Origin of the sequence: Mycolicibacterium tusciae, from assembly GCF_002086795.1 — a bacterium.
Taxonomy (GTDB): Bacteria; Actinomycetota; Actinomycetes; order Mycobacteriales; family Mycobacteriaceae; genus Mycobacterium; species Mycobacterium tusciae.
This window is the reverse complement of sequence record NZ_MVIM01000005.1, coordinates 55,808-82,103: the sequence shown is the minus strand read 5'-3', so window position 1 is coordinate 82,103 and position 26,296 is coordinate 55,808. Positions and strand designations below refer to the sequence as shown.

The following is a 26,296-nucleotide window of genomic DNA, read 5'->3' as shown; positions in this document are numbered from 1 at the left end:
TCTCCGTCATTCCTCGATATGAATGGCCAGCGCTGGGCAAGCCGCGGCGGCCTTTCGGGTTTCTTCGGCTTGATCGGGTCCTGGCTCCTCGACGAGAAGCTCGACCACACCGTCGTCGTCGCGCTGGTCGAACACGTCGCCCGCGTTCATCACGCACATCCCAGAGGACACGCACCTGTCCTGGTCGACACTTACCTTCACGGCCGCTCCGTGACGGGCGCCTGCCAGAGGCCCACGATCGCGTCGATGAGTCCGGAAGCGACCGAGCTCCAGGTGGTTCGTGGCATCGGCGAACTGTGAGTAATGTGCGCGCCCTCGGCGAACGCGCGCTCGAAGTCGGCGCAGGTGTGCATCATCAGGTTGCGGACCATGATGTTGCGCTCGGTGACGACGGTCATCGGCAGGTCGGGCAGGCAGCGTGTGATGCCCTGCACGACCAGCAGCACCGAGGGCGAAGCCAGCGCGTCCTTCACCACGATCTTCTGGTAGGCCGGGTCGGCGAGCGCCTGGGCGGCGAAACGCGCATACCAGGTCGGGTTCCCGAGCTGATCGAGGTGGTCGGTGAGTGAGCACACCAAACATGCGATCCAGTCCCGCAAGTCGGTCGAGTCGGCCGTGTCGGCGACCATTCGCGCCAGCATTCGCTCCATGGGCACGCGATGCTTCTGCTCGATCGCGCGCACGAGGTCGGTCTTGGTGCCGAAGTGGTAGCCGACCGCGGCGTTGTTCCCCTGCCCGGCGGCCTCGCTGACCTGCCTGTTGGAAACCGCGTACACACCGTGTTCGGCGAACAACCGTTCGGCCGCAGCGAGGATCGCCTCGCGCGTGATGCTGGCGCGCTCGGTCCGAACGGTCCTGCTGGCAGTGGTCACGGGATCAGTCAACCGCGCCGAAGCGATTAAGTCAAGCGACTGATTTAATCCGTCCGGTGGCGATTACGGGCCTCCCGCCTGCGCCGATGCCGCCACCGCATAGAGTCCCGCTGACCATGCCCAACTCGCGATTCACCGACAACCGCGACGCCCGCATCCACTACCTCGACTCCGGCGGCGACGACGGTGGCGCGCCCGTGGTCTTCGTGCCCGGCATGACGTGCGTGGCCGAGGACTACGCCGAAGTCCTGTCCCTGTTCGGCCGCCGAACCGTCGTGATCGACCTGCGGGGCCATGGTCGCAGCAGCGCTCCCGTGAGCGGATATGACGCGACCACCTTGAGCACCGACGTCGGCGCGGTGGTCGACGCCATCACCGACGGGCCGGTTCACGTGGTGACGTTCTCTCGGGGCACGACCTACGCGCTGACGTGGGCGCTCGCGAACTTCGAACGCATTCGCTCCGTAGCGATCGGCGACTACGTGCCCGAGGAGAAGGTGCTGACTCCCGAGATGTCGCGCCGGCTGCTCGCCGGTCGCTGGCGCGGAACGCCGGTGAGCGAGCGGCTCGACGTGGACGCCGCCAACAAGACGTTTTTCGCCGCACAGGAGCGGTCGATGTGGGGTCGTCTTGCCCGAGAACAACTTCCGCTGCTCGCCGTTCGCAGCCGCGAACGCCTCCTGGTGGGCGATGCGCAGTGGTCGCGATACCGGACGCTGTTCCCGCACGCGCAGCTGGTCGATTTCCCCGACTCGCCCCACGACATCTTTCGACCCGACCGCGGCCGATACCCCCGGCTGGTCGCCGAACATGCCGACCGCGCCGACGAGGGCCGCTAGTCGGACTTGGGCTTACGCGGGACGACCTTGCCCGCGGACGTGCCGCCGTCGATCGGCAGGACGGTGCCGGTGACATAGCGTGAGCGGTCGGTGGCGAAGTACAGCGCTGCTTCGGCGACGTCCTCCATCGTGCCCTCGCGTTTGAGTGGGCGGTCGTTGCGCATCTGCTCGCGGATCTTCGCCTCGAACTGTTCCAGCTTCTCGAGGTCCGCCCCCGTCGCCGACTTGCGCACGATCGCGGTTCGGATGTTGCCGGGCGCGATGGCGTTCACCCGAATCTCGTAGTGCGCCAACTCGATTGCTGCCGACTTGGTGAACTGGATGACGGCCGCCTTCGACGCCCGGTACGTCATCACGCCGCCGCCGGCCTGGATGCCGCCGATCGACGTCAGGTTGATGATCGAACCGCCGAGGTGCTGCGACATGTGTCGCGCTGCGTCACGGGTTCCCGCCATCACCGCCAGCACGTTGACCGCCATCACCTTGTGGAAGTCCGCAAGGTCGTCGTCGAGGAACCGGCGGTGCATCGTGCCCGACACCCCCGCGTTGTTGACCATGACGTGCAGGCCGCCCAAACGGTCGACGGCCGTCGACACCAGGGCACTCACCTGATCGACGTCGGACACGTCGGCTTCGACGAACACTGCATTGGCACCGATGTCTGCGGCAAGTGCGGCACCGCTTTCGGTGTCGACGTCGCCGATCAGTACCTTGGCACCCTCGGCGGCGAACCTGCGTGCCAGCCCTTCCCCTAGACCCGACGCGCCTCCGGTGACGATCGCGACCTTGCCGGCCAGTTCGTCTGTCATGTCGCTGCTCCTTCGCGCTGCTCGGCCAGGAACGCCAGCAGCAGGTCGTTGACCGCCGCGGGCTGTTCGATCTGCGGGCAGTGCCCGGCATCGGGAATCACCGCCGAACGCGCGGAGGGGATCTGCGCGGCGATCTCGGCCGCCCAGCCGCGCGGGAGCAGTTTGTCGCCGCCGCCCTCGACGATCAGCGTTGGCACGGTGATCCGGTCGTAGGCCCGTGCGCTCGACGGTAGCGGCGGTGGTTCCAGCCCGGGCCGGCGAAACCTCGCCGCCGCCAGTGCTTCCCACGCACCAGGCGCGATGCTCGACTCGTATCGTCGCTGCACGTGCGCCTCGTCGGTCACATAGGCGGGGTCGTGAAAGAGGGCTTCGACGATGCGGCGCATGGCTTCTGGCGTGGCGTCATAATCGTAGAGCGCGGCCGAATGCTCGTTGCGTTGGATCTCGCCTCCACCGCAGATCATCACCATGCTGCGGGCGGGGAGCACCGGCGACTCCGACGTGGCGTCCACGAACAAGTTGACCGCACCCATCGAGTTCCCGACGAAATGCGCCGACTCGACGCCGACGGCATCGCAGAACCGCGCGATGTGGCGGATCCGCATACCCCGGCCGTCGTTGAAGTCGATGACCTTCGCGGACTCGCCGAAGCCGAGCATCTCCAGTGCGAGGACGCGATTCTGATGAGCGAGCGCGGCGATATTGTTCTCCCACGCGATCTCGGCGTTGACACCGAACTCACCGCCGTGCAGCAGAATGACCGGATCGCCCTGTCCTGCCTCGAGATATCCCGTGACAAGGCCGTCGACCACAATGGTCTTCCGCACTGCGCTCACGTGGTTTCCCACGCGGTCTGCGCGAAGGTGAGCACCTGGGTGGCCAGCATGTCGAGTTGGTCGCAGATCGAGGAGTCCTTCAGCTCGCCTGCGTCGTCCCAGATCTTGTCGGCGGAGTTGATCGCCACACCGAGCGGTGTCGGCCAGGCCCGCAGTGCGTGTCCGATGGAACGCAGCTGGCCAAGGGTGCCCACTGCCGCCTGCCAGCCGTAGGCGCAACTGATGCAACCCCACGGCGTGTTGTCGAGGTAGACGCGCGGATCCTCTCGGAGATCCTCGATGTAGTCGAGCGCGTTCTTGACCAAACCCGATATCGCACCGTGGTATCCCGGCGACCCGACGACGACGGCGTCGGCGTCGCGCAGGGCACTGACCAGTTCGAGCGCCTTCGGGGTGCGCTCCAGCTCGTGTGGTGCGTACATCGGGAGGTCCAGGTCAGGCCCGCTGAAGAATCGGGTGCGTCCGCCCTGGTGTTCGACCGATGCCAGGCAGTAGCGAATCGCCCGCTCGGTCGATGAGTTGGCGCGAAGCGTTCCGCCAAGGCCGACGATCAGCGGCGCGCCGCCGCCGGTGGTTGTGCTTGCGGTCATGACTCCTACCTACTTGATTGCAATCGGGTTCACGGGCGATCCGACAGCGCCGGTCACCCTCAGAGGCGGTGCGATGAGCTGGAATTCGTAGACTCCGTCGGCCGCGCAATCCTCCGCCAAGGCCGTCAGATCCCAGTATTCGCCAAGCATCAGCCCCATATCACGAAGGCACAGCATGTGCATCGGCAGGAAACAGCCGTCGATGCCGGGGACTGGGTTCTCCACCATCAGGTTATCGGCCGCGACCGCCGCGACTTCGTGATCATGCAACCACGACGCGCAGGTCCAGTCCAGGCCGGCGCCGGGTTCAGCACCGTCACGGGTTTCGAGAAACCTTGCCCACCAACCGGTTCGGATCAGCACGATGTCGCCGCGCTCGACGGTAACTCCCTGGTTGCGGGCGGCCTCGTCGAGTTCGGCGGGGGTGATCGGGTCGCCGAGCTCGCAGAACGTCTGCACGCCGCGCAGGCGCACGATGTCCAGCAGCACGCCGCGGGACGTGATGCCCCGGCCGTCGACCTTGTCGATACCGCAGTGAAAGGCGCCGAGGCTGGTCACCGAACTCGCGGGGAATCCGTTGTACAGCTTGTCCTCGTAGTAGACGTGCGACAGCGCATCCCACTGGGTCGCGGCCTGCAGAGGCATGATGATGACATCGTCGTTGAATCGCATCGGGCCGCTGGTCCAGTACTCGCTCAGCTCCATCGCGGCGGGATTCTTCAACCAGGGAGGGCCGTACTCGGCCAGCGTGCTGGCATCGCCGCCGTCGATCGTCATCACGTGGAGGGGGTTCTGCCGGAAGTGGAACGCCCCCTGCGGGCCTGACGATCCGAAATCGACACCGAGTGGAAAGAGCTTGCCGTGTCTGACCAGACCGGCCGCCTGGGCGACCTTCTCCGCCGTGATGAAGTTGAGCGTGCCGATTTCGTCGTCGTCGCCCCAACGCCCCCAGTTGCGGACGTCGTCAGCGACCCGCCGGAAGTCGGTCATGCTGGCCATAGTTCGCCTCTCATCGTCGCGTCACCGATCCCGCCAGGTCTGTCTCGCCGGTCGTGCCGCCGTCCACCCAGATCACCTGTCCGGTGATGTAACTGGCCGCTTTGCTGTTCAGGAAGACCAGCACGCTGGCCTGTTCTTCGGGCGTGGCCGCGCGACCCAACGGCGTGTGGAAGGAGTCGAGGAACTCCTGGCCATACGCCGACCGCAGTTGGTCGAGAATCGGGGTGTCCGTGACGCCGGGCGCGGTGCAGTTGATCCGGATTCCCTTGGCACCCAGCGCCACGACATTGGCCATCCCGTACAGGATGATCGCCTCCTTGGATAGCCGGTAACCTCCTCCATCGGCGACCGCCTCCTGATGGCGCTCACACCATTCGATTCCCTCGGCCATCGTGTCAGTCTCGACCAGGCCCGCGGTGACCGCGGCGTTCTCCCGATAAGCCGACGCGGCCAACGACGACACACAGGCGATGGCAGACCCCGGTGGCATCGAGGGCACCAGCGCCTCGGTGAATCGCCGCGTACCCAGGAAGTTGATGGTGACCACCCGCAGGGGATCGCGGATCCCCGAAGACACCCCGGCGATGTTGAACACGGCATCGACGCGACCGCCGATCGCCGCCGCCGCCGTGTCGATCGACTCCGGATCGTGGAGATCGAGCGAGATGAACTCGCCGATGTCGAACTCGGGCGGCCGGATGTCGAGGCCGATCACCTCGGCACCGAGACCGGCGAGCTGCCGCGCCACATCGGCGCCGATGCCCGAAGCACATCCGGTGACGACGACCCGGCGGCCGTCGTAGCGCCACAGCTCGTCAGTCACCGATCAACTCTTATCAGCGGCAGGATTCCTGCTCGTCCACCCCTCGCCCGCTTTGAGTTTCGCCGCCGCCGCCTCGATACCGGCGTTCATCTCATCCATCGCCAGCGACACCTCATTGGCGGTGTAGTTCTCGCGACCGGTGGGCAGACCACCGAAGGCGTAGGTCTCGTCGAACAACGGCGCCTTCGACTTGGGCCTGCGCGCCTCGGCCCTCGCGAGGACGGGCTCGAGCCGCTTGGCCTTCTCGGCCCTGGCCTTCTCGTCGCGCTCGATGAACTCGGGAAGGACCTCCTTGCCCATCAGCTCGATGGACTCCATCGTCTCCTCGTGTCGCCGCGGCGTCAGGAGCAGGATCAGTTCGTCGACACCGCTTTCCTCGTAGCCGCGCAGGAACTCGCGCACCGTCGCCGGGCTGCCGATCGGGCCGCGGTCCGGGCCGTAGACGATGCTCGGATCCTTTTCGATCTCCTCGAGGTGACGTTCCCAGACACCTGTTCGGCCTGGGGTGTGCATGCCGGTCATGTAGTAGTGCATGATTCCGAACGCGAAGAAGCCTCCGCCCTTTCCGAGCCTTTCGATGGCCTGCTCGTCGGTCTTGGCGACCATCATCGACAGGTCGCCGCCGATCGCGAGGATGTTGGGGTTCATCTGCGGTGTGACCGGTACGGCGCTCTCTTCGAACTCCTTGTAGTACCCGTTGACACGCTCGGTGAGCGGGCCGGGACCGGTGTAGGCGAAACTCAGTGCACCGAGCCCCTTTTGGGCGGCCATCGACACTGAGGCGGGGCGCGTGCAGGCGACCCAGACCGGCGGGTGCGGCTTCTGCAACGGCTTGGGAACGACGTTACGCGGGGGCATCTCGACGTGCTGGCCCTTGAAGCCGGTGAACGGCTCTTCGGTCATGCAGCGGATCGAGACCTCTAGGGCCTCCTCCCACATCGCACGCTTGTCGGCCGGATCGATGCCGAACCCGCCGAGCTCACCCACCGAGGACGACTCGCCGGTGCCGAATTCAACCCGCCCGTTGGACAGCAGGTCGAGGGTGGCGACACGCTCCGCCACCCGCGCGGGATGGTTGACCGCGGGAGGCAGGTGCATGATGCCGAATCCGAGGCGAATGTCCTTGGTGCGCTGGCTTGCCGCCGACAGGAAGATCTCGGGGGCAGTGGAATGACAGTACTCTTCGAGGAAGTGGTGCTCGGTCAGCCACACCGTGGAGAAGCCGGCCTTGTCGGCTGCCTCCACCTCGTCGAGGCCGTCCTGGAAAAGCTTGTGCTCGTCGTCGTCACTCCACGGCCGCGGCAGCGGGAATTCATAGAACAGTGAGATCTTCATTTCGTTACCTTTCGATCTTGAGTGTCGAACCGGTCTGTGGCCCAGGCTGAAGAGCGTTGTCGGGCAACTGGTCTGCGATGTGCTTGGCGGCCACGTAGCCGAAGGTCATGGCCGGCCCGATGGTCGCGCCCGCACCGGCGTAGCTGCGTCCCATCACCGCGGCCGACGTATTGCCGACGGCGTACAAGCCCTTCACGAGGCTGTCATCGGAGCGGAGCACGCGCGCGTACTCGTCGGTGCGCAGCCCACCCGAGGTGCCGAGGTCGCCGAGGATGATCTGAAACGCGTAGTACGGTGGCTTGCCCAGCGGGTACAGGTTGGGGTTGGGCAGCGTGGAGTCGCCGTAGTAGTTGTCGTAGGCGGAGTCCCCGCGGTTGAAGTCGTCGTCGTGACCCTTACGGGCCAACTCGTTGAAGCGATCGGCGGTGGCGCGTAGCTGTGCAGGGGGTGCGCCGATCTTGGTCGCGAGTTCCTCGAAGCTGTTGGCCTCTACTACGACTCCGGACTCCAGCCATGCCTTGGGCACCTTCCACCCAGTGGGTACCGGCGCGAACGGCACCTTCGGGATGGGCAGATGGCCGCCAACGACATAGCGATGGAACGAACGGATGTCGGTGACGAGCCAGCACGGGATGTGCGCGATGCCGGAGTTGTGTCCTTCGATCATCGCGTGGGCGAAGTCCATGTAGGGCGCCGCCTCGTTGATGAACCTCTTGCCCTCGGCGTTGACCACGAATTGTGACGGCATCATTCGCTCGTTCAGCATGAACTGGAGCCTGCCGTCGGGCCAGCACATGGCGGGGAACCACCACGCCTCGTCGAGCAGGTCGGTCGAGCCGCCGACCTTCTCCCCCGCCCTGATCCCATCACCCATCGACGCGGGATTACCGAAGCTCCAGTCTTTCTCGAGAAGCGGCAGATGCTGCCTGCGCCACTCCATGTCGTGGTCGAAGCCGCCGGCGGCAAGGATGACACCGTGCCGCGCACCGATGCGCTGAGCATGACCGTTGCGCTCGACCACCGCACCCGTGACCGTTCCGTCGACGTCGGCGATCAGCTCGGTCATCGGTGCGCTCAGCCACAGCGGGATGTTGTGTTCTTTGAGCGCCAGACGCATCCTGGCCGCCAACGATTGGCCGATTGCGGCCATGCGGTCGCCGAAGACCCGAGCGCGAAACATCCGCCAGATGAGCTTCATCAGCACGGCCTTTCCGCGCCAGTTCTGTCGCACCTGATAGAACAGCCGAAGATCTTTGGGGGCGAACCAGATCCCCTTGGGCGCCAGGGCCAACGGCCGTAGCAGATTCTGCTCCTCGTCACCCAGCTCGCGCAGATCGATCGCGGGAACGTTGATGGTGCTGCCCAACTCTGAGCCGCCGGGGAACTCGGGGTAGTAGTCGGCGTACCCGGGCTTCCAGACGAATTCGAACCACCGGCTGTGCCGCTCGAGGAACTCCATCATCTCCGGCGCGCTGTCGACATAGGCGCGCAGCCGTGCGTCGCTGACCAGGCCGCCGGTGATGCGCTGCAGGTATTCGAACACGCCGTCGGGATCGGGTACGTAGCCGGCTTCGCGTTGCGACGGCGCCCCGGGTACCCAGATACCGCCGCCCGACAGTGCGGTGGAACCACCGAATTGCGGCGACTTCTCGACCACGAGCGTGTCGAGGCCCCACGCATCGGCGGCCAGCGCCGCGGTCATTCCACCACCGCCGGAGCCGATGACGAGCACATCGACGGTGTGGTCGAACGAATCGGGGGTCATGGGTTGCACACCGCCGTCCTCACGGCGAATCCGGCGATGAGTTCCGGTGCCGCGCGATAAAACCGGTGACCCGTCTGGTATCGACCGTGCGCCGCCAGCGCAGCGAACGCGGCGATCCACGTCCGGATTTCGTGTGCCGAATGACCGGCCTGCTGCTCGATCCAGCCGTTCGACCAGGCATCCACCTCGTCGAGGCGATTCGAGTCGACCAGGTCTAGAAACGCCTGATCCCATTCGGGGTTCAGGGGCTGCAGCGGGCTGTCCCCGTGCGCGAACGCCTGCGCAGCGTCCATCACCGCCACCTGTCGCGCCTGCCGCTGCTCCGGCGTCATCGGTTCCCCACCCACGATGCGCGCGAGCGCGGCCGGCGGTGCGGTGGCCAGCGTCGGCACCGGCGGATCGTGGGACAAACCACCGGAACCCACGACGAGCACGCGCTTGCCCAAGGTGGCCAGGAAGATGCCGACGGCGGCGCCGAGTGCCCGCACCCTGCGAAGCGGGCCGAGCGGGGTGGCGACCGAGTTGATGAAGATCGGGATCACCGGCCGCGACGTCGCGTCACCGAAGAGCTTCTCCAGCGGTTGCACCGTGCCGTGGTCGACGTCCATGCCGGCCGAAAGCGCCACGTCCACACCAGATTCGAGAACCGCACGCGCGCAGTCGTTTGCGATGTCCCCGGGAACATTCAACGGGCCGGCATAGGTGCCGTAGTCGCCGACACCCTGGGCTGCGGTACCGATGCAGAACGGAGGCATCGTCCGGTAGAAGAAGCCGTTGTAGTGGTCTGGTGAGAAGACCACGACCAGTTCGGGATCGAAGTCCGCGACGAAGCCGCGCGCGGCTGCCATCGCGGACTCGACGTCGTCAAGAAGATCCCGCGACGGTCCCGGAAGGTTCAGTAGCGGACTGTGCGACATGCAACACAGGGCCAGTGTCGCCATGGGAACTCGAGCCTCCTTCCTGGGTCAAACAGAGGACGTCGAACAGCGATGTGCTCAGTTCTGGCGCGCGCTGCGCGATACAAGCGCCCGCGATGCAGCGATCGGGGCGCACGAACAGCACGGAGTCGGTGAAGACGTCGAACCACGACTTGAGCGCGCCTGTCCGGTCACCGACGACCGTCACGTCGGTGTCATCGTGGCCGGTCCAATGCAGCTGGGTCATTGGCCGTGCTTCGATGAAGCTGGCCCCCAACGCCTTCCAGCGGCTGAACACCTCGTCGCCGAGAACGGCACGCAGATTGTTACTCCAGCACAGTACGGCGAAACCTGCACCGAGGACGTCGTCGAGCAAGACGTTCTGATCCTCGCGCGTATCGACGCGTGGCTGGATGAACAGCGTCCCCGTCGGTGAGTTCTCCGGACTGTTCTCGGCGTGGAACACCGCACCCTGCTGATACCGCGGCATCGGCTTGAACCGCATCTCGAGCACGTAGCGCTTCAGCGTCGGCACGAGTGATGCGCCGTGGATGACGCGGTCGCGAAGAGCGGCCACCCTCCGGTTCGTCGGTGAGATCACGCGCCCCACCATGGTGGACAGGTCGATCATCGCACGTGCATGTTTGCGGCGTTCGATGTCGTAGGTGTCCAGGAGGGCGTCGTCGGCCTGGCCGTTGACCACCGCGGCAAGCTTCCACCCGAGGTTGGCGGCGTCACGGATGCCGCTGTTGTAGCCCTGACCCTGCCACACCGGCATCAGGTGCGCTGCGTCGCCCGCCAGCATCAAGCGTCCCCTTCGGAACGAACCTGCGATTCGTGAGTGGTGGGTGTAGACGCGGTGGCGGATCATGTCGACCCGCTCGGGATGCGGAACCCGTTGCGCGAGCATGCGTCTGACGAATGCCGGATCATCGGCGAGTTCGTCGGTTTCGTCGTCGTGAATCAGGAACTCGAAGCGGCGGATGCCGTGGGCGATGGAGATCGACACGTACGGCCGTTTGGGATCGGCGCCGACCTCGCTGTTCGGGTGGCCGAGCGGATCGTTCGCGACGTCGACCACCAGCCAGCGCGTCGAGGACGTGGTGCCGTCGAACGACACTCCCATCAGCCGTCGGGTGGCGCTGCGCCCGCCGTCACACCCGACAACGTAGCGGGCCCGCACGGTCTCCTTGCCGTCAGCGAATTCGAGCGTGACACCGTCGGGGGTTTCGACGCAGTTCTCCATTCGGTGCCCCCACCGCACGCCGACATGATCGAAGCGGTCGAGCCCGCCGCACAGCTCGGCGTCGACCATCGGCTGGACGAAGCCATTGCGCTTGGGCCAGCCGAACCGCGCGTCCGGCGGTGCCATCTCGGCGAGCAGTCGGCGTTTGGCGTCGAAGAATCGTAGGATCTGGTTCGGCACGGTGTGCGGCAGGACGCGGTCGACCAGACCGATGGACTGAAACGTCCGCAGCGCCTCGTCGTCCAGTCCAACCCCACGGGGATAGTCGATGAGGGTGTCGCGCTCTTCGACGATCAGCGTCCGGACACCCTGCAGCCCAAGGATGTTCGCCAGAGTCAGACCGGACGGCCCGGCTCCGACGATGGCGACGTCGACCTGGTCGGGACTCATGCGCGCCCCAGCAGGAAGTCGAGGTGCAGACGGTTGAAGGTCTTGGGATCTTCGTACTGCGGCCAGTGTCCGCACCCCGGCATCAACTCGAACCGTGCGTCGGAGACCATCGAGGCGATGCGGCGCCCCTCGGCAACGTCGGCCGTCGGGTCATCACTGGTCCATACGACCATGGTCGGCGCGGTGATCGACCCGTACTCCTTCGGGCCCAGCAGGTTTCGCGCGCGGATCTCGGGGTCCTGCAGTGCCATGATGTCCTTCATCGCCGCGGCGAATCCCGGCTGGCGGTACACGCGCTGTCGGCTGGCGACGATGTCGTCGTAATCCTTGGACTTGTCGGCCATCAACCATTTGATGCGCGCCTGCACGGTGTCCCACGTCGGGTTCTCGGCGGCGGCCATCGACAACGTGATGATGCGCTTCATGACCTCGGGATCGGCCTGCGATCCGCCCGCGGTATTGAGCACCAGCCGGTCGATGCGATTCGGATGATCGGCTGCGGCGCGTGCGGCGACCCAGCCCCCCAACGACTCACCGCTGATGTGGGCGCGCTCCGCGCCGATGGCGTCGAGAAACGCCATCAGATGGGAGACGTAATGATGCACTTCGAGAGGATGCCCGGGTTTGTCGGTATATCCGTGACCCAGCATGTCGATCGACCACGTCGAGAAATGCTCGGCGTGCGACTCGAGATTCCGGACGTAGGCCTCCGCGTGCCCGCCCGACCCGTGCAAGAAGATCAGGGCGGGTTTCGCCGAGTCGCCGGCGTGCAGATAGCGGGTGCGGACGCCGGCCGCGTCGATGTACCCCTGCGAGAACGCGACCCCCTGGAGGTCACTCCAGACGCTCTCGAAGTCGAGCAGCGGAGACGTTTCCGGCACTCGTCAACCTCTCTTGACTGCGAGAATTCGATTCTCGTATCTTGTAAGCGATGTGCTCATTTATCGCACATACATGTGCACTATAGTCAGAGCATCACTCTCATGAGTGGTAGATGTCAAGGAAAGTCAGGTAGACGCCATGTCTGATTCGGTCGGCGGGGCGAGCCCCAATGCCGCACCGACGGGTGCGCCCGGCTCGCAGACGTTGGCGAGGGGTTTGGCCGCACTGCAGTTGGTCGCGACGTCCCGATCCGGTCTGACCGCTCAGCAGGTCGCCGACGACATCGGCGTGCACCGCACAATCGCGTATCGCCTGCTGTCCACGCTGTCTCAGTACCGGCTCGTAGCCAAGGGTGACGACGGCCGTTACCGTGCGGCCGCAGCGCTCGCGGTGCTCGGCGCATCGTTTGACAACCACTTACGCCAGCTGAGCCTGCCCACCCTCCGCGCGCTGGCGGACGAACTCGGCAGCACGGTGTCGCTGCTCGTCGCCGAGGGTGATCAACAGGTGGCCATCGCGGTCATCGTGCCGACGAATGTGTACTACCAACTGTCCTTCCACGAGGGCAGCCGGTACCCGCTGGACCGCGGCGCCGCCGGGCTCGCGCTGCTGGCGAGCATGCCGCCGCGACCCGGTGAACGCGATCTGGTTTCCCAGACGCGGCAACAGGGTTGGGTGATCACCCACGGCGAGGTCGAGCCGAACACCTACGGCCTGGCCGTGCCGGTACGCAGACAACCGCCGTCGCCGCCCACCTGCATCAACCTCATCTCGCACCGCGAGGACGTGGTGATGAACGGTAAGGACGCGGTGATCAGGGCGGCCAACGAATTGTCCGCGATCCTTTCCTGAGGATCGCCGAAAGGATTGAGCACGTGATCAATTGGGATCATGAGGTCGACGTCGTCGTGCTGGGTAGTGGCGGCGCCGGTCTCACGTCGGCGCTGACGGCGGCGGTCAACGGGGCCTCGGTGGAGGTGTACGAAAAAGCCGCGACCGTAGGCGGTACGACAGCGGTTTCCGGTGGCATCATCTGGATTCCGGCGCATGACCGCGCGGCCGAGGGTGAGCTGACGGTCGAGGATGCGATGAGCTACCTGCGTGCGCAGTCGCTCGGCTTCATGGACGACGACATGGTGGACACGTTCGTCCGCACCGGGCCGGAGATGCTCGACTTCGTCGAGGCGCACAGTGAGTTGCAGTTCGAGGTTGCCGAGGGGTTCCCGGACTACAAGCCCGAACTCCCCGGTGGACGCCCGTCGGGCGGACGGTCGCTGAACGCCAAACCCTTCGACCGGTCGCGGCTCGGCGAGTGGAGTGAACGCGTCACGTCATTCCCCGCCGACTTCAGCAATGTCGGGATCGACGCCGAGACACGCGCGCGCATTCATGCATCGGTTGACGAAGATTCTGGTGACTACTGCGTGGCTGGCACGGCACTGGTCTCCGGCCTGCTGAAGGGTCTGCTCGACCTGGGCATCGCGCCACACACGAACGCGCGCGCCGTCGAGCTGTTCGCCGATGCGTTGGGTATCACCGGCGTACGAATCACGCAGGGCGACGGCGAGTTCAATGTTCGCGCGCGCCGCGGCGTGGTACTCGGCACGGGGGGGTTCGAATGGGATCAGAAGCTGGTCGAGGCGTACCTGCGCGGCCCGATGCGCGGCGCGGTGTCCCCGCCGAACAACACCGGGGACGGCCTGCGTATGGCCATGGCACACGGCGCCGACCTGGCCAATATGGCCGAGGCGTGGTGGGTGCCGATCGTGCAGCTGCCCGGCGATACCTTCGAAGGACACCCGCGCAGCCGCAGCGTGCGGCTCGAACGCACCCGGCCCAGAAGCATCATCGTGAACCGTGCGGGCAAGCGCTTCCTCAACGAGGCAGGCGAGTACAACTCGATGGCCGGGCCGTTCCACTTCCTCGACCCGAAGCTCGGCTATGCCAACGATCCGGCGTGGATCGTTTTCGACTCACAGCACTTCAAGCGATACGGGTTCCTGGGCGTACTGCCCGAGGAGGAGGCGCCGGACTGGTTCGCGCCCTCGGCCGATCTCACCGAGCTCGGCGAGAAGACGGGTATCGACGCGGACGGCCTGGCGGCCACGCTCGCGGCGTGGAACGACAACGTCGCCCACGAACAGGATCCCGACTTCGGCCGCGGCTCGAGCGCTTACGACGGCTACTGGGGTGACGCCTTGGCCACCACCTCTGCGGGTAAGACCCTTGGCCCCATCGACACTCCCCCGTATTACGCCGTCCCGGTATCCATCGGTGCGATGGGCACCAAGGGCGGTCCGCGCACCGACCGCGACGGGCGGGTGCTGCACGTCAGCGGCGCGGCCATTCCGGGCCTCTTCGCGGCGGGTAATGCGATGGCGGGCGCGACCGGCAAGGCGTACGGCGGCGCGGGCGGGACGCTGGGCCCCGCCATGGTGTTCGGGTATCGGGCGGGGCTGGCGGTCTCGGCCCGCAGTTCTTAGCGCGAGCAGCAGACGCAGGAAGTCAGCCGGCGATCGCTGAGCCGACGAAGTAACTGCCCATCAGGCACACACCGATCAGGACGACCCAGCCGTCGGTCAGCCGGCAGAGAAGCGGCGGCGCGTGTCGCACTTCCATGAACTCGCGGAAGATGATGCGCACCTTGACGAGGGCGATCACGAGCGCGCTGACCGTGACCACGGTGCTGGCCTTCAAGGTCCCGTTCTCGTCGGCGGTGTGGTCGATCCAGACGTAGGCGAGTGTCATCGACGTCAGGATCAGCCACACGATCAGCAGTCGCTTGTTGAACGTGGTACTCACAAATCACCTCACGACGTAGAGCAACGCAAATATCAGAACCCACAGGAAATCGACGGTGTGCCAGTACGTCGCACCCGTTTCGACGAGCTGCTGCGAGCGCCGGGCAGGACTCCACAACTGGTAGACGACGACGCCCAGCACGACGAAGCCGATCAGCACGTGGATGCAGTGAATCGACGTCAGGAAGAAATAGTGTTGGAAGAACTCGTCACTGGTGAACGTGTTCGCCAATCGGATCTCCTTGATCCACTCGAGAATCTTGGACGCCAGAAAGACGAGCCCGAAGAAGACCGTGACGAAGGCGTTGATCAATGCCGACCGGTAATCGCCCGCCCGAGAGGCCTGGACGCACCGCGCGATCGCCCACGAACTCAACAGCAAGGCAATCGTGTTGACGATTCCGATACGCAGATCCAGATCCGACTGGGACTGCAGAAACAGTGCCTCGTTCTGGGTCCGGGACACCAGATACACCGAGAAGTAGCCCGTGAACAGAAGGGATTCGAAAAGCACGAACATCCACATGTCCGGCTGCCCCGGCACGAACTTCGCCGGGTTCTCCTCGGTGTGCGGCTCAGCGAGGTTCGTCATCGGACGGCCTCCACGGAATCCGTCTGCGCTGCCGCACCCTTGTCCGCAAGGTCGGGAAGTGGTCCGGTGCCGAAATCCTCACGTTCGATCATCTTGCGCAACAGGACGATGAACACGCCGGTGTAGAGCACGAACACCACCATGTTGATCCACCACGCGATGGCGCCGTTCCACGCGAAGGCGCCGCGCTGGAAGATCCACGCCGGCGCGACGACGACTTCGGTCAGGGCGTTGCAGAGGCTGAGATAACCGAACCATTTCGGGAAGACCCGGTTCTTGTCGATCAGGACGGCCACCATCCACACCAGCGAGCCGATCATGAACACACCCATGGTTCCGCTGAACGACAGGAACGCGAAATCGTATAGCCAGGCGATGATCTCGGGGTCACGGTCGGGTCGAAGGGCGGCGGCCGTCATCGCGATGGCCATCACCAACATGCCGGGGACGGCGGCCAGCGAGTAGATGATCAGATACGAGTACGCGAACAGCCGACTCACCGACATCCGACGCATCGAGTACGCGAGGATGGCATTCATCGGCGCGCACATACCCGAGATCAGGAACACGACAGCGAATCCGACAAGGATTCCCTGATCGTGGGCATCGAACCATCGCACGACCGTCGGCGTGTCCCACGCGGGACTGGGCGGCGGCTGCACGCGGGTGACGAAGAAGAACAGCACCCCGTAGAGCTGGTAGAAGACCACCATCACCCACCACGCGAACCACAATTCGCGTTTGGGGTGGTAGCGAAAATTCCACAACAGCTTGCTCACCCGTGAGTCGGCGGGCGGATCCGGCGCAGTCAACGGCGCGGTCGCGGTGCTCATGCGTCGACCAGATCCTGCGCGCGCTGCCGCTGAATCGTCTGCCCCAGAACGATTCCCATGACGACGATCCAGACGAAGATCGCGATGTTCTTGACCCAGAACGACAACAGGCCGTCCCACGCAAGCGGACCGGTGGACGCCAGCGCGGTGAAGGCCGCGGGGGCCAACGCGATCGCGATGAGGAGATTGACGTGTGCCACCCACGGTTTGAAGACCGGATGCTCCTGGTGGTCCCAGTAGATCGCCAGCGCCAGCAGGAGGCATTGCGCGATCAGGTAGGGCACGAGAACGGTGAACGTGAGCCACGCGAGATCGTTCAACAACTGGGTCAGTTCCGGCGCACGTTCCGGCCGGAACGAACCGAGCAGCCAGAACATGTTCGCGATCAGGAACAGCGCGGGCGGTCCACCCGCGCAGGCGATCAGGCTGTAGGACAGGATCGGCGTGCGGTGCGCCATCCGGCGGATCTGCATCGCCACGAGGATCACGATCGGGATCAGACCGACGCCAAACCAGTTGAACAGGATCATGCTGTACCGGATCCGCGCGGTCTCGTCTCGATAGAAGCTCGCGACCTCTTCTGCGGACATGGTGGGCGACATCGGGTGCAGGAAGCCGGGAAAGAGCAGAAACGCCGACACCCAGATGATGGCCACCACCGGCAACGTCCAGAAGAGGATCAACTCACCGTCACGTTGTCTCATCGTTGATCCCATCCCATGCAAAGCGTCGGTTGCCGATCGGCAACCGACACGGTAGCCGATCGGCTACTTGATGGTCAATGCTGGGTGGTCTCGGCCTCCGATGCAGCGACGAGCCGATCGACGATGTCGGCGAGGCCGGCGAAGCCGGGTGCTGCGGCCATGTCCGCCGCGACGCGACTGCTGGCCCGGCGATAGCGCGCGCCGTTCAGGACGTCCAGGATGGCTCGACGGGTGGCCTTCGGCGTCGGGTGTTCGGCTCTGATCCGCCGCCCGACACCCGACCATGCGATGCGGGCACCGACCGCGGGCTTGTCCTCTTTCCCGCCGGTGGCGACGATCGGCACCCCGTAGCGCAGCGCGTACTGGACTCCGCCGTATCCGCCGTTGGTCACGAAAACCGAAGTACGCGGCAACAATTCATCGTAGGGAAGGAAACTCGCCGCACGGGCGTTGGCGGGCAGCGGCGGCAACGTCTCAACGGGACGGCCGCCCGTCGCGACGACAACCAACAGATCCTGGTCGGCGAGCGCACGCAGCGTCGGCGTTATCGCTTGGTCGTAATCGGTATTGGCGACCGTGCCCTGGGTGACGTGCACGACGGGGCGCGTGTCATCGAGATCGGACCACCATCCGGGCAGTGGAGCCTGGGACCCGTTGGCGGACAACGGTCCCACGAAGCGGAGGTTGTCGGGCGCATCGGACATTGGATATTCGAAAGATGGAACCGTGAATTGCACGAGCGCATCGGCGTGACGGCCCCAGTCCATCAGCGTGGTTGGCCACGGGCAGCCATGCACCTCAATGTGCTGGTCGTTGATGACGTTGAACGGTCGCCGCAGAACCCGGCGATTCACTCTGGCCAACAGCCTATTTCGCGGCCGATTCAGAAATCGTGCAGGCGGCAGACCCATGCCGTACGGCGCGGTGTCAGGGCTCTCGAGGGGAAGGGGAATAATTCCGCACATGATTACCGCCGGCCGCACCGGCCGTGGGTCCCGCAAAAGGAACGCCGCCCCAAGGGAAACCGGGTCGGCGATCACGACGTCGGCGGGTTGCGCCGCGAGCGCCGCCGTAATCGTGGCGTACTGATACTTGACGGGCTTGGCGAAGACGTGCTCGATATCGTGCGCAGCCGCACTGGGCCCCTTCAACCGCGCGCGTTCGGGAAACCGCTCACTCAGCGGCGTGTCGTCGAAGTCGGCGTCGGGATGGACCTGCACGAAGGTCGCGCCCGTGGCGGCGACCTTGTCGGCGAACAGTGCACCGGTGACAAATCGGACGTGGTCGCCACGATTGACGAAGTTCTCGGCGACCGTCAACAGCGGCGCCACATGACCGTGCGCGGGGAAGCTGACGATGACGATCGATGACATTGTTCCCCCCGCCCAATCGGCGAATGACTATGGTGGTGTAGTATTCATTACTGTGTCACCCAAGTCAATATCCGCTCAGCCCTCGCGGGCGTACCGATCGCGACTGCGGCAGCAGCAGGCGGAGGCGACGCGGTCGCGGGTGTTCGCCGCGGCCGCTGAACTGTTCGCCGCCGACGGGTACGCGCGCACGACACTCGCGAAGATCGCCGCGGCCGCCGGGGTGTCCGCCGAAACCGTTCAGGGACAGGGCCCGAAGGCCGCGCTGCTGATCGCCGCGGTCGAGTACTCCGCGGTCGGCGTGGCCGGTGAAGAGAGTGTCTTGAACCTCGACATCGGCCGCCGCCTGCTGGAGATCGCCGACCTTGACGAGGCATTGGACTACCTTGCGGAGGCCGCGGTGGTCATCCACCAGCGGACCGCGCGGTTGGCGCCTGCACTCTTCGGCGGCGCCAACGCAGACCCCGAACTCGAGCGATATCTCGATGCCCTGATCGCGAGCATCAACAGCCAATTTCACCGGGTACTCGGCGCCCTCGGCGACCGAGAGTGGATCCGTGTCGATGTGCCCTTCGACGAACTGGTCGAAACTGCGGCGGTGGTCTGCAGCGTCGAGACCTACCTGCGGATCGTCCACCGCGACGGGTGGAGCGTCGACGCCTACCGCGCATGGTGTCGCCGCATGCTCGCCGAGACGGTTTTCGTCCCGTCGCGGTCGACTTCAAAACGGTCGTCGAAGTAGCCGATCGGCTACCCTCGTCGATGTGACGTCCACACAGGATGGCCTCAAGTTCAGCGAGATCACCCGCACCGCCGCCCAGACCCGCGTTCTCGATGCGGCGTTGAAGCTGATCGCCGAGCGCGGCGTCAGCGGAACCTCGTTGCAGATGATCGCCGACGAGATGGGCGTGACGAAGGCGGCGGTGTACCGCCAGTTCAAGACGAAGGAAGAGATCGTCATCGCCCTCACCGAGCGGGAGATGAGCAAGCTCGAGGATGTGCTGGAAGCCGCCGAGGCCGAAGGTCATCCGTTGCGGGCGCGGGCGGTGCTGCTCGACCGGATGGTCGAGCAGGCGATCGACCGCCGCGATGCCTTCCGCGTCCCGATGTTCGATCCGGTCATCATCCGCCTGCAGGCGGAGTACGAACCGTTTCAGCGATTCATCGAGCGTCTCTACGCCGCGCTGCTCGGCACGGAGGGCGGCGTCGAGGCGCGTCTGCATGCGGCGATGCTCTCGAGCGCGATCAGCGTCGCCGTCATGCATCCGCTGCTCGCCGACGTCGATGGCGAGACATTGCGCGCCCAGCTGAAGCAAATGACCAGCCGCATGCTCGGCATCCCCGATGACGTTGTCTCACATGAGTGATGAGCAGGTAATCCGAAGTCTCGTCCACCGGTATGCCGATGCCGCGTCTCGGCGAGACCCTATTGGGGTGGCGAGCACGATCACGACCGAGGGCACGTGGTACTCCCCGGAGTTGGGCCGGTTCGCCGGACGTGCAGCGATGGTCGCGTTCTTCACTTCGATGCTCGACGGTTGGAACGTCTTCCTGCAGGCCCTGATGTCCGGGGGAGTCGTCGTCGACGAGACGAATCCCGATTGCGCCGTTGGCCGTTGGTTCGTTCAGGAGACCGGCCAGCGCGCGGCGGGCACCAACCTGATCATCTCAGGCGTCTACCACGACGAATACACCCGTGAGGATGGGTCCTGGTTGATCCTGCACCGTCGCTACGATCCGCTGCTGCGAAGCACCGACGGGCAGGTGACGACGCAGCCGTTCCCGGCGGACGTGCCTACGATCGGTTAAGGCTCGACGGGGGCGACGAACAGTTGGTCAGTGGCGCCGTATGGATCTGACTCACCGTCGGCGACCTGCGACGCGAGGCGATCCAGATCGGGGTGACTTCGCAGGCGCGTCTGCGCCAGGGACAGGATCTGCGCACGCGCGCGCGCCATGCGGCGTTCCGGGCTGTCGGTGCGATGGTGGACCTCGATGACCTCCACCAATTCGGGGATGCCCTGTCCTTCTGCGGCCACGAGTTTCAGGATCGGCGCCTTCGTCTCGGCCTTCAGGTCGCGCACGGTCTGATCGGCACCTTCGCGATCCGCCTTGTTGACGACGACGATGTCCGCAACCTCCAGCAGACCGGCTTTCGCCGCCTGAACCGCGTCGCCCGCACCGGGATTGAGGATGACGATCGTCGGGTCGGCGATCGCGGCGATCTCGATCTCGGACTGTCCGACACCGACGGTCTCCAACACGACCAGGTCGTAGGACAACGCGGCGAGCAACCTGATCGCCGCCGGTACCGCCGCGGCCAGCCCGCCGAGGTGGCCGCGTGTTGCCACCGATCGGATGAGGACGTCGGAGTCGTTGATGTGCGCGGCCATTCGGATCCGGTCACCCAGCAGCGCTCCGCCGCTGTAGGGCGATGACGGATCGACCGCGAGCACCGCCACCCGCATGTCACGTTCGCGGTACGCGGAGACCAGCGCGCCGACCGTCGTCGACTTGCCCGCGCCCGGAGGGCCGGTGACCCCGACGACACGCGGGGCCTGTACCGCGCCCAGCGAATCGAGCACCTCTGAGCGCCGAGGACTTTCGACCAGGCTCAGCAGTCGGCCGGCCGCCCGGGTGGACCCGCTGCGTGCCGCCTCGATGAGCTCGTCGATGGACATCGCGTCCAGCTTATCCCGGGGTCCGGCCAATATGAGAATGTTATTCTCTCGATGAGAGAGTGACAGTTGCAAGAAGGGCGGCCACATGCGACTCACCGGCAAGGTCGCCTTCGTCGCAGGTGCCAGCCGCGGCATAGGGGCGACGGTTGCCGCGGCGCTGGCGTCCGAGGGGGCCGCGGTCGCGGTCGCGGCCCGCTCCGAGAAACAGGGCAAGGTGCCCGGCACCATTCATGACGTCGCCGAGCGCATCACGACAGCAGGTGGCCGCGCCTTGCCAGTGCAGTGTGACGTCACCAGCGAGGAATCCGTCGAGAATGCGGTGTCCGCAACGGTTTCGGAGTTCGGCGGTATCGACATCCTGGTCGCCAACGCTGGCGTGCTGTGGCTCGGCCCGATCGAGTCAACGCCGCTCAAGCGCTGGCAGTTGTGCCTCAACGTCAACCTCACGGGCGTATTCCTGGTGACGAAGGCCGTCATCCCTCACGTGAAGACGCGGGGCGGCGGATCGCTGATGGCGATCACCACGACCGGCGTCGGCATGATCGAGCACGGCTCGAACGCCTACTGGGTATCCAAGGCCGCGGTGGAGCGGCTGTATCTGGGCCTGGCCTCAGACCTCAAGGCGGACAACATAGCCGTGAACTGTCTGAGTCCGTCGCGGGTGGTGCTGACCGAGGGTTGGCAGGCCGGCGGCGGTGGCGTGGAGATACCACCGGAGATGGTCGAACCGCCTGAGGCAATGGCCAATGCGGCGGTACTGCTGGCTCAGCAAGACGCCGGCGGTATCACGGGCACGATCCAGCGCTCGGAAGAGCTCACCGCATAGCGCTACTTGTCCTTCGCGATCAGCCCGTCCACGATCTTGTTGAAGTCGGCAGTCCCGAACGAGACGTATTCGGACAGGTTCGCGTAGTCCAGCGACGCCATCACCGACTTCTCGAGCTGGATGTTCATCAGGCGCTTGGTACTCTCGAGCGCCTGCTGCGGCAACTCCATGACCTTCTTCGCACACGCGATCGCCTCGGCCAACGGATCCTCGACGACGTGATTGACCATGCCCAGCTCGAGCGCACGGGCGGCCTTGATACGAATCCCGGTGAAGGCAAACTCCTTGGCCTGCAACAGACTTATCTGCGACGGCCACACGAGGGGCCCGCCGTCGGCGGCCACCAGGCCGATCGATACGTGCGGATCGGCGAAGAACGCGCTCTCTGCCATGTAGACGATGTCCGAAAGGGCCGCCAAGCTGCAGCCCAGCCCGACGGCCGGACCATTGACGGCGGCGATGACCGGGATACGGCATCGAATCATGCCGATGACGAGATCGCGCCCGTGCTTGATCGTCTTCTGGCGCAGGGCTTCGTCGTTGCGCAACTCGTCCAGATAGTTGAAGTCCCCGCCCGCCGAGAAGGCTCGGCCCGCACCGGTGATCACCGCCGCCCGTGCGCCGGCGTCCTCGTTGAGCTCCTCCCAGATCTTGGCCAGGCCGACGTGCAGCGCGTCGTTGACGGCGTTGAGATCGTCGGGCCGGTTGAGCGTGATGATGCGGAGATCACCATCGGCCTTGACATCGATTTCGTCTGGCATGCCATACATTTCAGACCCCTAACCCGAGGATGCGCGACGCGATGATGTTCTTCTGAATTTGTGACGTCCCGCCCATCACGCTCTGCGCGCGGCTGTACATGTACGCGCCGAAGAGTTCTGGATCGCTCGTACCGACTGTGGCCAGCGCCGCGTGCCCGACTGACTGCTCGACCCACGTCATCAACAGTTTGTCCAGCGACCCCTGCGGGCCGTGGGTGATGCCGTCCAGTTGCTCGGACAGCCGCCGACGCACGTGCAGCCGTAACATCTCGGTCTGCACCCACGCCCACGACAACTCTTCCGGTGTCCTTTCGTCGGTTCGGGAGGCCAACTGGCGCACCAGCTTTCCATATCGCGCGGAGAATCCCAGCGTCGAGGGTTCGCGTTCATGGCTGACGACGGTCATGGCGAGCTTCCAGCCCTCACCGAGACTGCCGACCAAGTTCTCGGCGGGCACTCGGGCACCGTCGAAGGACACCTGGCCGAATTCCTTGGTGACGCCGCTGATCATCTTCAACGGTCGCTGCTCCACGCCCGGCTGATGCATCGAGACGACGAATGCCGACAGGCCACGGTGCTTCGGCACGTCCTTGTCGGTGCGCGCCAGCAGCAGGCACCAGTCGGCGACGTCGGAGTAGCTGGTCCAGATCTTGTGGCCGTGGATCACGTACTCGTCACCCTCACGGACCGCGGTCGTGGCCAGCGACGCGAGATCCGAACCGGCCCCGGGTTCCGAGAAGCCCTGACACCATCGTTCGGTGCCGTTGATCATGCCGGGCAGAAAACGCTGTTGCAGTTCCTTGCTGCCGTGATGACCGAATGCGACAACGAGATACCCGAGGCTGGGCCGTGCCGGGGCGCCCGCCTTGGCGATTTCTTCGTCGACGATGACGTCGTACACCGGGGGCAGGTCCTGCCCCCCGTACTCCTTCGGCCAGGACGTACCGAAGAAGCCCTGCTCGTACAGCGCCTGATGCCAGGCACCCTGCGCGGCCCAGTACTCGTCACCGGATGTCGGGAACTTGCCCTTCTGTTCGGTCAGCCAGGCGCGCAACCGTTTCCGGAACGCCGCCTCCTCCGTCGAATCACGGAAATCCAATGGTCAGCTCCTCCAGCTTCACGGGCCACGTTTCAGTGGCGGCCAGCACGCGCCGTAAATAGATGTGAGCGAGGCACTCCCAGGTGTTGCCGATGCCTCCATGCACCTGGATCGAGGTCTCACAGACGGTCAACGCCGCACGCGCGCAGTAGATCTTGGCCACCCGCGCCGCTTCGATGGCTTCGACCGCCGGCAACTCGTCGACCGCCCATGCGGCGTGGCGTAGCACGCTGATCGAGCCTTCGATGAGAGCCAGGCTTTCGGCCAGCAGGTGGCCGACGGCCTGATACGAGCCGATCGTCGCGCCGTACTGCTCGCGGACCTTTGCGTATTCGCACGCCAGCGCATGCGCGCCACGCGCTGCTCCCACGAGGTCGGCACAGGTGACGGTGAGCGCCAGTGCACGCCACCGCCCGGCGTCCTGTTCCGATAGCTCCCCGAGCTCAGCGGGTGATTCGACCACTCCGGCAAGGCTTCTCGTCAGATCGACGGATTCCTGTTCGTCGGACCTCGTCGGCGCCTGCACACCATGCGCCGTCAGTTCGTCGGCGAGCACCGGTCCCAGGAAGGGGACGTCAACGAGTCCGCGCGCGAACTCCTCGGCGACAATGGCAACCTCGACACCGGATGCGCCGTCCGAGCGCAAGGTACGGAACCCGGTGGCGTCCACCGCCTTCTCCAGGCGGGCGATCCGGGTCTGGTCATCGAGATCTGCGACCGAACCGGGCCCCAGATCGTCGGCCAGCTTGGCTGCGGCATCACGCAGCTGTTGTTGTTCACTTGTCAGACGGACGTCCACAGACGCTGCTCCTTACTTCTTGGCAATGTTCGCTTGGGAGGTAAGTTATTTCGCTCACAGCCGCCATCCATAACGGTGGTAGCTTGTGTCGTGGTGGGGCAGTTCTCCACCGTCCCGGCCCGTTGGACCAGAATCCGCTTGACCTCGTGTTTACTCGTGTAGCGGGTGATCTGGGGGTCGGTGGCCCGGTCACGGATGACGCGGGCCGCATTGATCTCCGTATCGAACACAATCCCTTGCTGCGGGCAGCCCGCAGTCTGACAGTAAACGTTCTTCCCGCGTCGCACACCAAGGTGTCCGCACGGGTGTACTTGTTGTGATGTGTAGGCCGGATTGACCAATGTCACCGCAGAACCTCTGCGGCTTGGCACCGACGCCAACGCGTCGGCCAAGAATGAACGCTGCCACGCCGCATACACCCGGCTAGCAGTACGACCGAACTTGCTCTTTCCGCGCAAACCCGACAAGTCCTCCGCCACGATGTGCGCGGTGGAATCAACCAAGTCGTGAACCGCCTGGTACACCGTATCTTTGGTCACCGCCCGGTCGTGTGACCGCTGCGCGGACAGTTTCTTGTGACCCAAGTTGTGCCGTTCAATCTTGCGCGCTTTCGCCTTTGCCGCACGAGCCGTCGCCCCGTCTCCCGCTTCCGCGGCAGCCGCCGCCCGGGCCAGATGGCGATTTCGCACAGCACGGAGTTTGTTGCGGGCTTTGCCGCGAGCACGGTCGCGTTCGGCCCGCTTCGCGATGGTCTGATATTGGCCAGCCCCATAGCGTCGACCGTCAGTTGTAGTGAATACCTCACTAACACCGGCATCGATCCCGTCACTGGGCGTGAGGTTCTTGTGTCGGGGGCGGATGCTGCACACCCGCTTGTCCGGGTATGCGCCGATGACCTGCCAGCTTTCGCGACCGTCTCTGCTGATTTCGATTGTCGAGGTCGGCACCAACTCTTCAGGCAGTGGGCCAAGGTTCAGCCGCAGCCGATCGCCTCGAGTGGGGGTCATCACCGCCAGCCATACCCGGCCCTGCGCATCGCGCTGAACGTCATAAGAACAGTTGTCAGCCACGATCCGCCCCGATCGCCGCGGCCGAGGTGACTTTCCAGCGAATGCCTTACGGCACTGCCGGGACAGCCATGCATCCTGACGCCAGCGACCCGTCTTGGCCAGCACCAACATCCGTTTACGCTCGCCGTTGTCATCGTCAGTGCGGGCGTAGATCTTCGGGCGCACCTCGGACGCCATTACGGCTTGCTGCCAGGCGCGGATCTTATCGACAGTGTCCTCCACCGTGGCGCGCCATAGTCGTTGAGGCACAACGAAGTCGTCCGGAGCGTGCTCAGCCATCAGGCGGTCCCGGATCTGGCGCTTCGATAGGTGCGCGGTCTTGGGGCCTGAGAAGCGTGCCCATACCCCAGCTCGTACCCGGTCCAGCTCCGATCCAGTTGCCGAAAGGGTCGCGTCCTTACCCGAATTCACCACCCCTAGCACCGGCAACCGTCGCGCCACTAAACCCATGCAGGCA

29 protein-coding genes are annotated in these 26,296 nt (G+C 65.2%); 7 read left to right on the top strand and 22 right to left on the bottom strand.

Translation table 11 applies throughout. From position 1 onward, the window contains the following. Nucleotides 1-6 precede the first annotated feature (6 nt). Together BST47_RS11225 and BST47_RS11220 are read right to left on the bottom strand one after the other, a co-directional pair. Nucleotides 7-201, bottom strand: a complete 195-nt coding sequence (locus tag BST47_RS11225) for a ferredoxin (RefSeq protein ID WP_083125625.1) — start codon at nucleotides 199-201, stop codon at nucleotides 7-9. Continuing rightward, nucleotides 198-872: a TetR/AcrR family transcriptional regulator gene (locus tag BST47_RS11220; protein ID WP_234809663.1), complete on the bottom strand. Its 675-nt coding sequence runs from the start codon at nucleotides 870-872 to the stop codon at nucleotides 198-200. Before BST47_RS11220 ends, BST47_RS11225 begins: the two co-directional genes overlap by 4 nt. A 116-nt stretch (nucleotides 873-988) precedes the next feature. Between BST47_RS11220 and BST47_RS11215 the strand changes: the two genes are divergently transcribed. Beyond that, entirely contained in the window at nucleotides 989-1,711 is a 723-nt protein-coding gene (locus BST47_RS11215) for an alpha/beta fold hydrolase (RefSeq protein WP_083125623.1), read from the top strand. Here the strand turns inward: BST47_RS11215 and BST47_RS11210 are convergent. From BST47_RS11210 to BST47_RS11165, 10 genes are read right to left on the bottom strand one after another with little or no spacing between them, the layout of a single operon-like run. Next, complete coding sequence (locus BST47_RS11210; protein ID WP_083125622.1) at nucleotides 1,708-2,520, bottom strand: SDR family NAD(P)-dependent oxidoreductase; 813 nt, start codon at nucleotides 2,518-2,520, stop codon at nucleotides 1,708-1,710. The two genes, BST47_RS11215 and BST47_RS11210, sit on opposite strands and share 4 nt — an antisense overlap. Further along, nucleotides 2,517-3,356, bottom strand: a complete 840-nt coding sequence (locus tag BST47_RS11205) for an alpha/beta fold hydrolase (RefSeq protein WP_083125621.1) — start codon at nucleotides 3,354-3,356, stop codon at nucleotides 2,517-2,519. The genes BST47_RS11210 and BST47_RS11205 overlap by 4 nt, the downstream gene beginning before the upstream one ends. Continuing rightward, entirely contained in the window at nucleotides 3,353-3,946 is a 594-nt protein-coding gene (locus tag BST47_RS11200) for an NADPH-dependent FMN reductase (protein WP_083125620.1), read from the bottom strand. Before BST47_RS11200 ends, BST47_RS11205 begins: the two co-directional genes overlap by 4 nt. 9 nt (nucleotides 3,947-3,955) lie before the next feature. Continuing rightward, nucleotides 3,956-4,945, bottom strand: a complete 990-nt coding sequence (locus tag BST47_RS11195) for a cyclase family protein (RefSeq protein ID WP_083125619.1) — start codon at nucleotides 4,943-4,945, stop codon at nucleotides 3,956-3,958. 10 nt (nucleotides 4,946-4,955) lie between these two features. Next, nucleotides 4,956-5,768 carry a coniferyl-alcohol dehydrogenase gene (locus tag BST47_RS11190; RefSeq protein WP_083125618.1) on the bottom strand — a complete coding sequence of 271 codons (813 nt, stop codon included), beginning with the start codon at nucleotides 5,766-5,768 and terminating at the stop codon, nucleotides 4,956-4,958. Between the two features lie 3 nt (nucleotides 5,769-5,771). Then, nucleotides 5,772-7,103 carry an LLM class flavin-dependent oxidoreductase gene (locus tag BST47_RS11185; protein ID WP_083125617.1) on the bottom strand — a complete coding sequence of 444 codons (1,332 nt, stop codon included), beginning with the start codon at nucleotides 7,101-7,103 and terminating at the stop codon, nucleotides 5,772-5,774. 4 nt (nucleotides 7,104-7,107) lie between these two features. Continuing rightward, nucleotides 7,108-8,868 (bottom strand): FAD-binding protein, encoded by a 1,761-nt coding sequence (locus tag BST47_RS11180; RefSeq protein ID WP_083125616.1) that lies wholly within the window; start codon nucleotides 8,866-8,868, stop codon nucleotides 7,108-7,110. Beyond that, entirely contained in the window at nucleotides 8,865-9,785 is a 921-nt protein-coding gene (locus BST47_RS11175; protein WP_234809662.1) for a 3-carboxyethylcatechol 2,3-dioxygenase, read from the bottom strand. Before BST47_RS11175 ends, BST47_RS11180 begins: the two co-directional genes overlap by 4 nt. After that, nucleotides 9,733-11,421, bottom strand: coding sequence for a bifunctional 3-(3-hydroxy-phenyl)propionate/3-hydroxycinnamic acid hydroxylase (locus BST47_RS11170; RefSeq protein ID WP_083125615.1), 1,689 nt, complete (start codon nucleotides 11,419-11,421; stop codon nucleotides 9,733-9,735). The genes BST47_RS11175 and BST47_RS11170 overlap by 53 nt, the downstream gene beginning before the upstream one ends. After that, complete coding sequence (locus BST47_RS11165) at nucleotides 11,418-12,284, bottom strand: alpha/beta fold hydrolase (protein WP_083125848.1); 867 nt, start codon at nucleotides 12,282-12,284, stop codon at nucleotides 11,418-11,420. The genes BST47_RS11170 and BST47_RS11165 overlap by 4 nt, the downstream gene beginning before the upstream one ends. Before the next feature lie 157 nt (nucleotides 12,285-12,441). On the opposite strand from BST47_RS11165, the gene BST47_RS11160 reads away from it, so the two are divergent. Beyond that, on the top strand, nucleotides 12,442-13,155 hold the full coding sequence (locus BST47_RS11160) for an IclR family transcriptional regulator (protein WP_083125614.1): 714 nt from the start codon (nucleotides 12,442-12,444) through the stop codon (nucleotides 13,153-13,155). Between the two features lie 23 nt (nucleotides 13,156-13,178). Next, nucleotides 13,179-14,786, top strand: a complete 1,608-nt coding sequence (locus BST47_RS11155; protein WP_083125613.1) for an FAD-dependent oxidoreductase — start codon at nucleotides 13,179-13,181, stop codon at nucleotides 14,784-14,786. A gap of 22 nt (nucleotides 14,787-14,808) precedes the next feature. Here the strand turns inward: BST47_RS11155 and BST47_RS11150 are convergent, their stop codons facing one another. From BST47_RS11150 to BST47_RS11130, 5 genes are all read right to left on the bottom strand, one after another. Continuing rightward, on the bottom strand, nucleotides 14,809-15,105 hold the full coding sequence (locus tag BST47_RS11150; protein ID WP_083125612.1) for a cytochrome C oxidase subunit IV family protein: 297 nt from the start codon (nucleotides 15,103-15,105) through the stop codon (nucleotides 14,809-14,811). A 3-nt stretch (nucleotides 15,106-15,108) separates the two neighbouring features. After that, nucleotides 15,109-15,696, bottom strand: coding sequence for a cytochrome c oxidase subunit 3 (locus BST47_RS11145; protein ID WP_083125611.1), 588 nt, complete (start codon nucleotides 15,694-15,696; stop codon nucleotides 15,109-15,111). Next, nucleotides 15,693-16,529: a hypothetical protein gene (locus BST47_RS11140; RefSeq protein ID WP_165799772.1), complete on the bottom strand. Its 837-nt coding sequence runs from the start codon at nucleotides 16,527-16,529 to the stop codon at nucleotides 15,693-15,695. Before BST47_RS11140 ends, BST47_RS11145 begins: the two co-directional genes overlap by 4 nt. Continuing rightward, the gene (locus BST47_RS11135; RefSeq protein WP_083125610.1) at nucleotides 16,526-17,233 is read right to left on the bottom strand and encodes a hypothetical protein; all 708 of its coding nucleotides are present in this window, start codon (nucleotides 17,231-17,233) and stop codon (nucleotides 16,526-16,528) included. Before BST47_RS11135 ends, BST47_RS11140 begins: the two co-directional genes overlap by 4 nt. A 74-nt stretch (nucleotides 17,234-17,307) precedes the next feature. Beyond that, the gene (locus BST47_RS11130) at nucleotides 17,308-18,606 is read right to left on the bottom strand and encodes a glycosyltransferase (RefSeq protein ID WP_083125609.1); all 1,299 of its coding nucleotides are present in this window, start codon (nucleotides 18,604-18,606) and stop codon (nucleotides 17,308-17,310) included. 52 nt (nucleotides 18,607-18,658) lie between these two features. Here BST47_RS11130 and BST47_RS11125 point away from each other — a divergent pair, with 52 nt between their 5' ends. The 3 genes from BST47_RS11125 to BST47_RS11115 are packed head-to-tail and all read left to right on the top strand — an operon-like array spanning nucleotide 18,659 to nucleotide 20,412. Beyond that, nucleotides 18,659-19,345: a TetR/AcrR family transcriptional regulator gene (locus BST47_RS11125; RefSeq protein WP_165799771.1), complete on the top strand. Its 687-nt coding sequence runs from the start codon at nucleotides 18,659-18,661 to the stop codon at nucleotides 19,343-19,345. A gap of 22 nt (nucleotides 19,346-19,367) precedes the next feature. Further along, complete coding sequence (locus BST47_RS11120; RefSeq protein WP_083125607.1) at nucleotides 19,368-19,970, top strand: TetR/AcrR family transcriptional regulator; 603 nt, start codon at nucleotides 19,368-19,370, stop codon at nucleotides 19,968-19,970. Continuing rightward, nucleotides 19,948-20,412: a nuclear transport factor 2 family protein gene (locus BST47_RS11115; protein ID WP_083125606.1), complete on the top strand. Its 465-nt coding sequence runs from the start codon at nucleotides 19,948-19,950 to the stop codon at nucleotides 20,410-20,412. Before BST47_RS11120 ends, BST47_RS11115 begins: the two co-directional genes overlap by 23 nt. Here the strand turns inward: BST47_RS11115 and meaB are convergent. Further along, on the bottom strand, nucleotides 20,409-21,284 hold the full coding sequence (gene meaB, locus BST47_RS11110; RefSeq protein WP_083125605.1) for a methylmalonyl Co-A mutase-associated GTPase MeaB: 876 nt from the start codon (nucleotides 21,282-21,284) through the stop codon (nucleotides 20,409-20,411). The genes BST47_RS11115 and meaB overlap by 4 nt on opposite strands. A gap of 85 nt (nucleotides 21,285-21,369) precedes the next feature. On the opposite strand from meaB, the gene BST47_RS11105 reads away from it, so the two are divergent. Continuing rightward, nucleotides 21,370-22,110, top strand: coding sequence for an SDR family NAD(P)-dependent oxidoreductase (locus BST47_RS11105; RefSeq protein ID WP_083125604.1), 741 nt, complete (start codon nucleotides 21,370-21,372; stop codon nucleotides 22,108-22,110). Nucleotides 22,111-22,112: 2 nt separating this feature from the next. Here BST47_RS11105 and BST47_RS11100 read toward each other — a convergent pair whose 3' ends face one another. Genes BST47_RS11100 through BST47_RS11085 form a run of 4 tightly spaced genes read right to left on the bottom strand, consistent with a single transcriptional unit; the run spans nucleotide 22,113 to nucleotide 26,289 of the window. Further along, nucleotides 22,113-22,880 (bottom strand): enoyl-CoA hydratase/isomerase family protein, encoded by a 768-nt coding sequence (locus BST47_RS11100; RefSeq protein ID WP_083125603.1) that lies wholly within the window; start codon nucleotides 22,878-22,880, stop codon nucleotides 22,113-22,115. Between the two features lies 1 nt (nucleotide 22,881). Next, nucleotides 22,882-23,970: an acyl-CoA dehydrogenase family protein gene (locus BST47_RS11095; RefSeq protein ID WP_083125602.1), complete on the bottom strand. Its 1,089-nt coding sequence runs from the start codon at nucleotides 23,968-23,970 to the stop codon at nucleotides 22,882-22,884. Further along, nucleotides 23,957-24,769 (bottom strand): acyl-CoA dehydrogenase family protein, encoded by an 813-nt coding sequence (locus tag BST47_RS11090; protein ID WP_083125601.1) that lies wholly within the window; start codon nucleotides 24,767-24,769, stop codon nucleotides 23,957-23,959. Before BST47_RS11090 ends, BST47_RS11095 begins: the two co-directional genes overlap by 14 nt. Beyond that, nucleotides 24,754-26,289 carry a zinc ribbon domain-containing protein gene (locus BST47_RS11085; protein WP_165799770.1) on the bottom strand — a complete coding sequence of 512 codons (1,536 nt, stop codon included), beginning with the start codon at nucleotides 26,287-26,289 and terminating at the stop codon, nucleotides 24,754-24,756. Before BST47_RS11085 ends, BST47_RS11090 begins: the two co-directional genes overlap by 16 nt. Nucleotides 26,290-26,296: the final 7 nt, after the last annotated feature.

Excerpts from the sequence above, each read along its gene's own strand:
- BST47_RS11215 (WP_083125623.1), top strand. The coding sequence starts at position 989 with ATGCCCAACTCGCGATTCACCGACAACCGCGACGCCCGCATCCACTAC.
- BST47_RS11210 (WP_083125622.1), bottom strand. The coding sequence starts at position 2,520 with ATGACAGACGAACTGGCCGGCAAGGTCGCGATCGTCACCGGAGGCGCG.
- BST47_RS11200 (WP_083125620.1), bottom strand. The coding sequence starts at position 3,946 with ATGACCGCAAGCACAACCACCGGCGGCGGCGCGCCGCTGATCGTCGGC.
- BST47_RS11195 (WP_083125619.1), bottom strand. The coding sequence starts at position 4,945 with ATGGCCAGCATGACCGACTTCCGGCGGGTCGCTGACGACGTCCGCAAC.
- BST47_RS11185 (WP_083125617.1), bottom strand. The coding sequence starts at position 7,103 with ATGAAGATCTCACTGTTCTATGAATTCCCGCTGCCGCGGCCGTGGAGT.
- BST47_RS11180 (WP_083125616.1), bottom strand. The coding sequence starts at position 8,868 with ATGACCCCCGATTCGTTCGACCACACCGTCGATGTGCTCGTCATCGGC.
- BST47_RS11175 (WP_234809662.1), bottom strand. The coding sequence starts at position 9,785 with ATGTCGCACAGTCCGCTACTGAACCTTCCGGGACCGTCGCGGGATCTT.
- BST47_RS11170 (WP_083125615.1), bottom strand. The coding sequence starts at position 11,421 with ATGAGTCCCGACCAGGTCGACGTCGCCATCGTCGGAGCCGGGCCGTCC.
- BST47_RS11160 (WP_083125614.1), top strand. The coding sequence starts at position 12,442 with ATGTCTGATTCGGTCGGCGGGGCGAGCCCCAATGCCGCACCGACGGGT.
- BST47_RS11145 (WP_083125611.1), bottom strand. The coding sequence starts at position 15,696 with ATGACGAACCTCGCTGAGCCGCACACCGAGGAGAACCCGGCGAAGTTC.
- BST47_RS11140 (WP_165799772.1), bottom strand. The coding sequence starts at position 16,529 with ATGAGCACCGCGACCGCGCCGTTGACTGCGCCGGATCCGCCCGCCGAC.
- BST47_RS11135 (WP_083125610.1), bottom strand. The coding sequence starts at position 17,233 with ATGAGACAACGTGACGGTGAGTTGATCCTCTTCTGGACGTTGCCGGTG.
- BST47_RS11130 (WP_083125609.1), bottom strand. The coding sequence starts at position 18,606 with ATGTCATCGATCGTCATCGTCAGCTTCCCCGCGCACGGTCATGTGGCG.
- BST47_RS11115 (WP_083125606.1), top strand. The coding sequence starts at position 19,948 with ATGACGTTGTCTCACATGAGTGATGAGCAGGTAATCCGAAGTCTCGTC.
- meaB (WP_083125605.1), bottom strand. The coding sequence starts at position 21,284 with ATGTCCATCGACGAGCTCATCGAGGCGGCACGCAGCGGGTCCACCCGG.
- BST47_RS11105 (WP_083125604.1), top strand. The coding sequence starts at position 21,370 with ATGCGACTCACCGGCAAGGTCGCCTTCGTCGCAGGTGCCAGCCGCGGC.
- BST47_RS11100 (WP_083125603.1), bottom strand. The coding sequence starts at position 22,880 with ATGTATGGCATGCCAGACGAAATCGATGTCAAGGCCGATGGTGATCTC.
- BST47_RS11085 (WP_165799770.1), bottom strand. The coding sequence starts at position 26,289 with ATGGGTTTAGTGGCGCGACGGTTGCCGGTGCTAGGGGTGGTGAATTCG.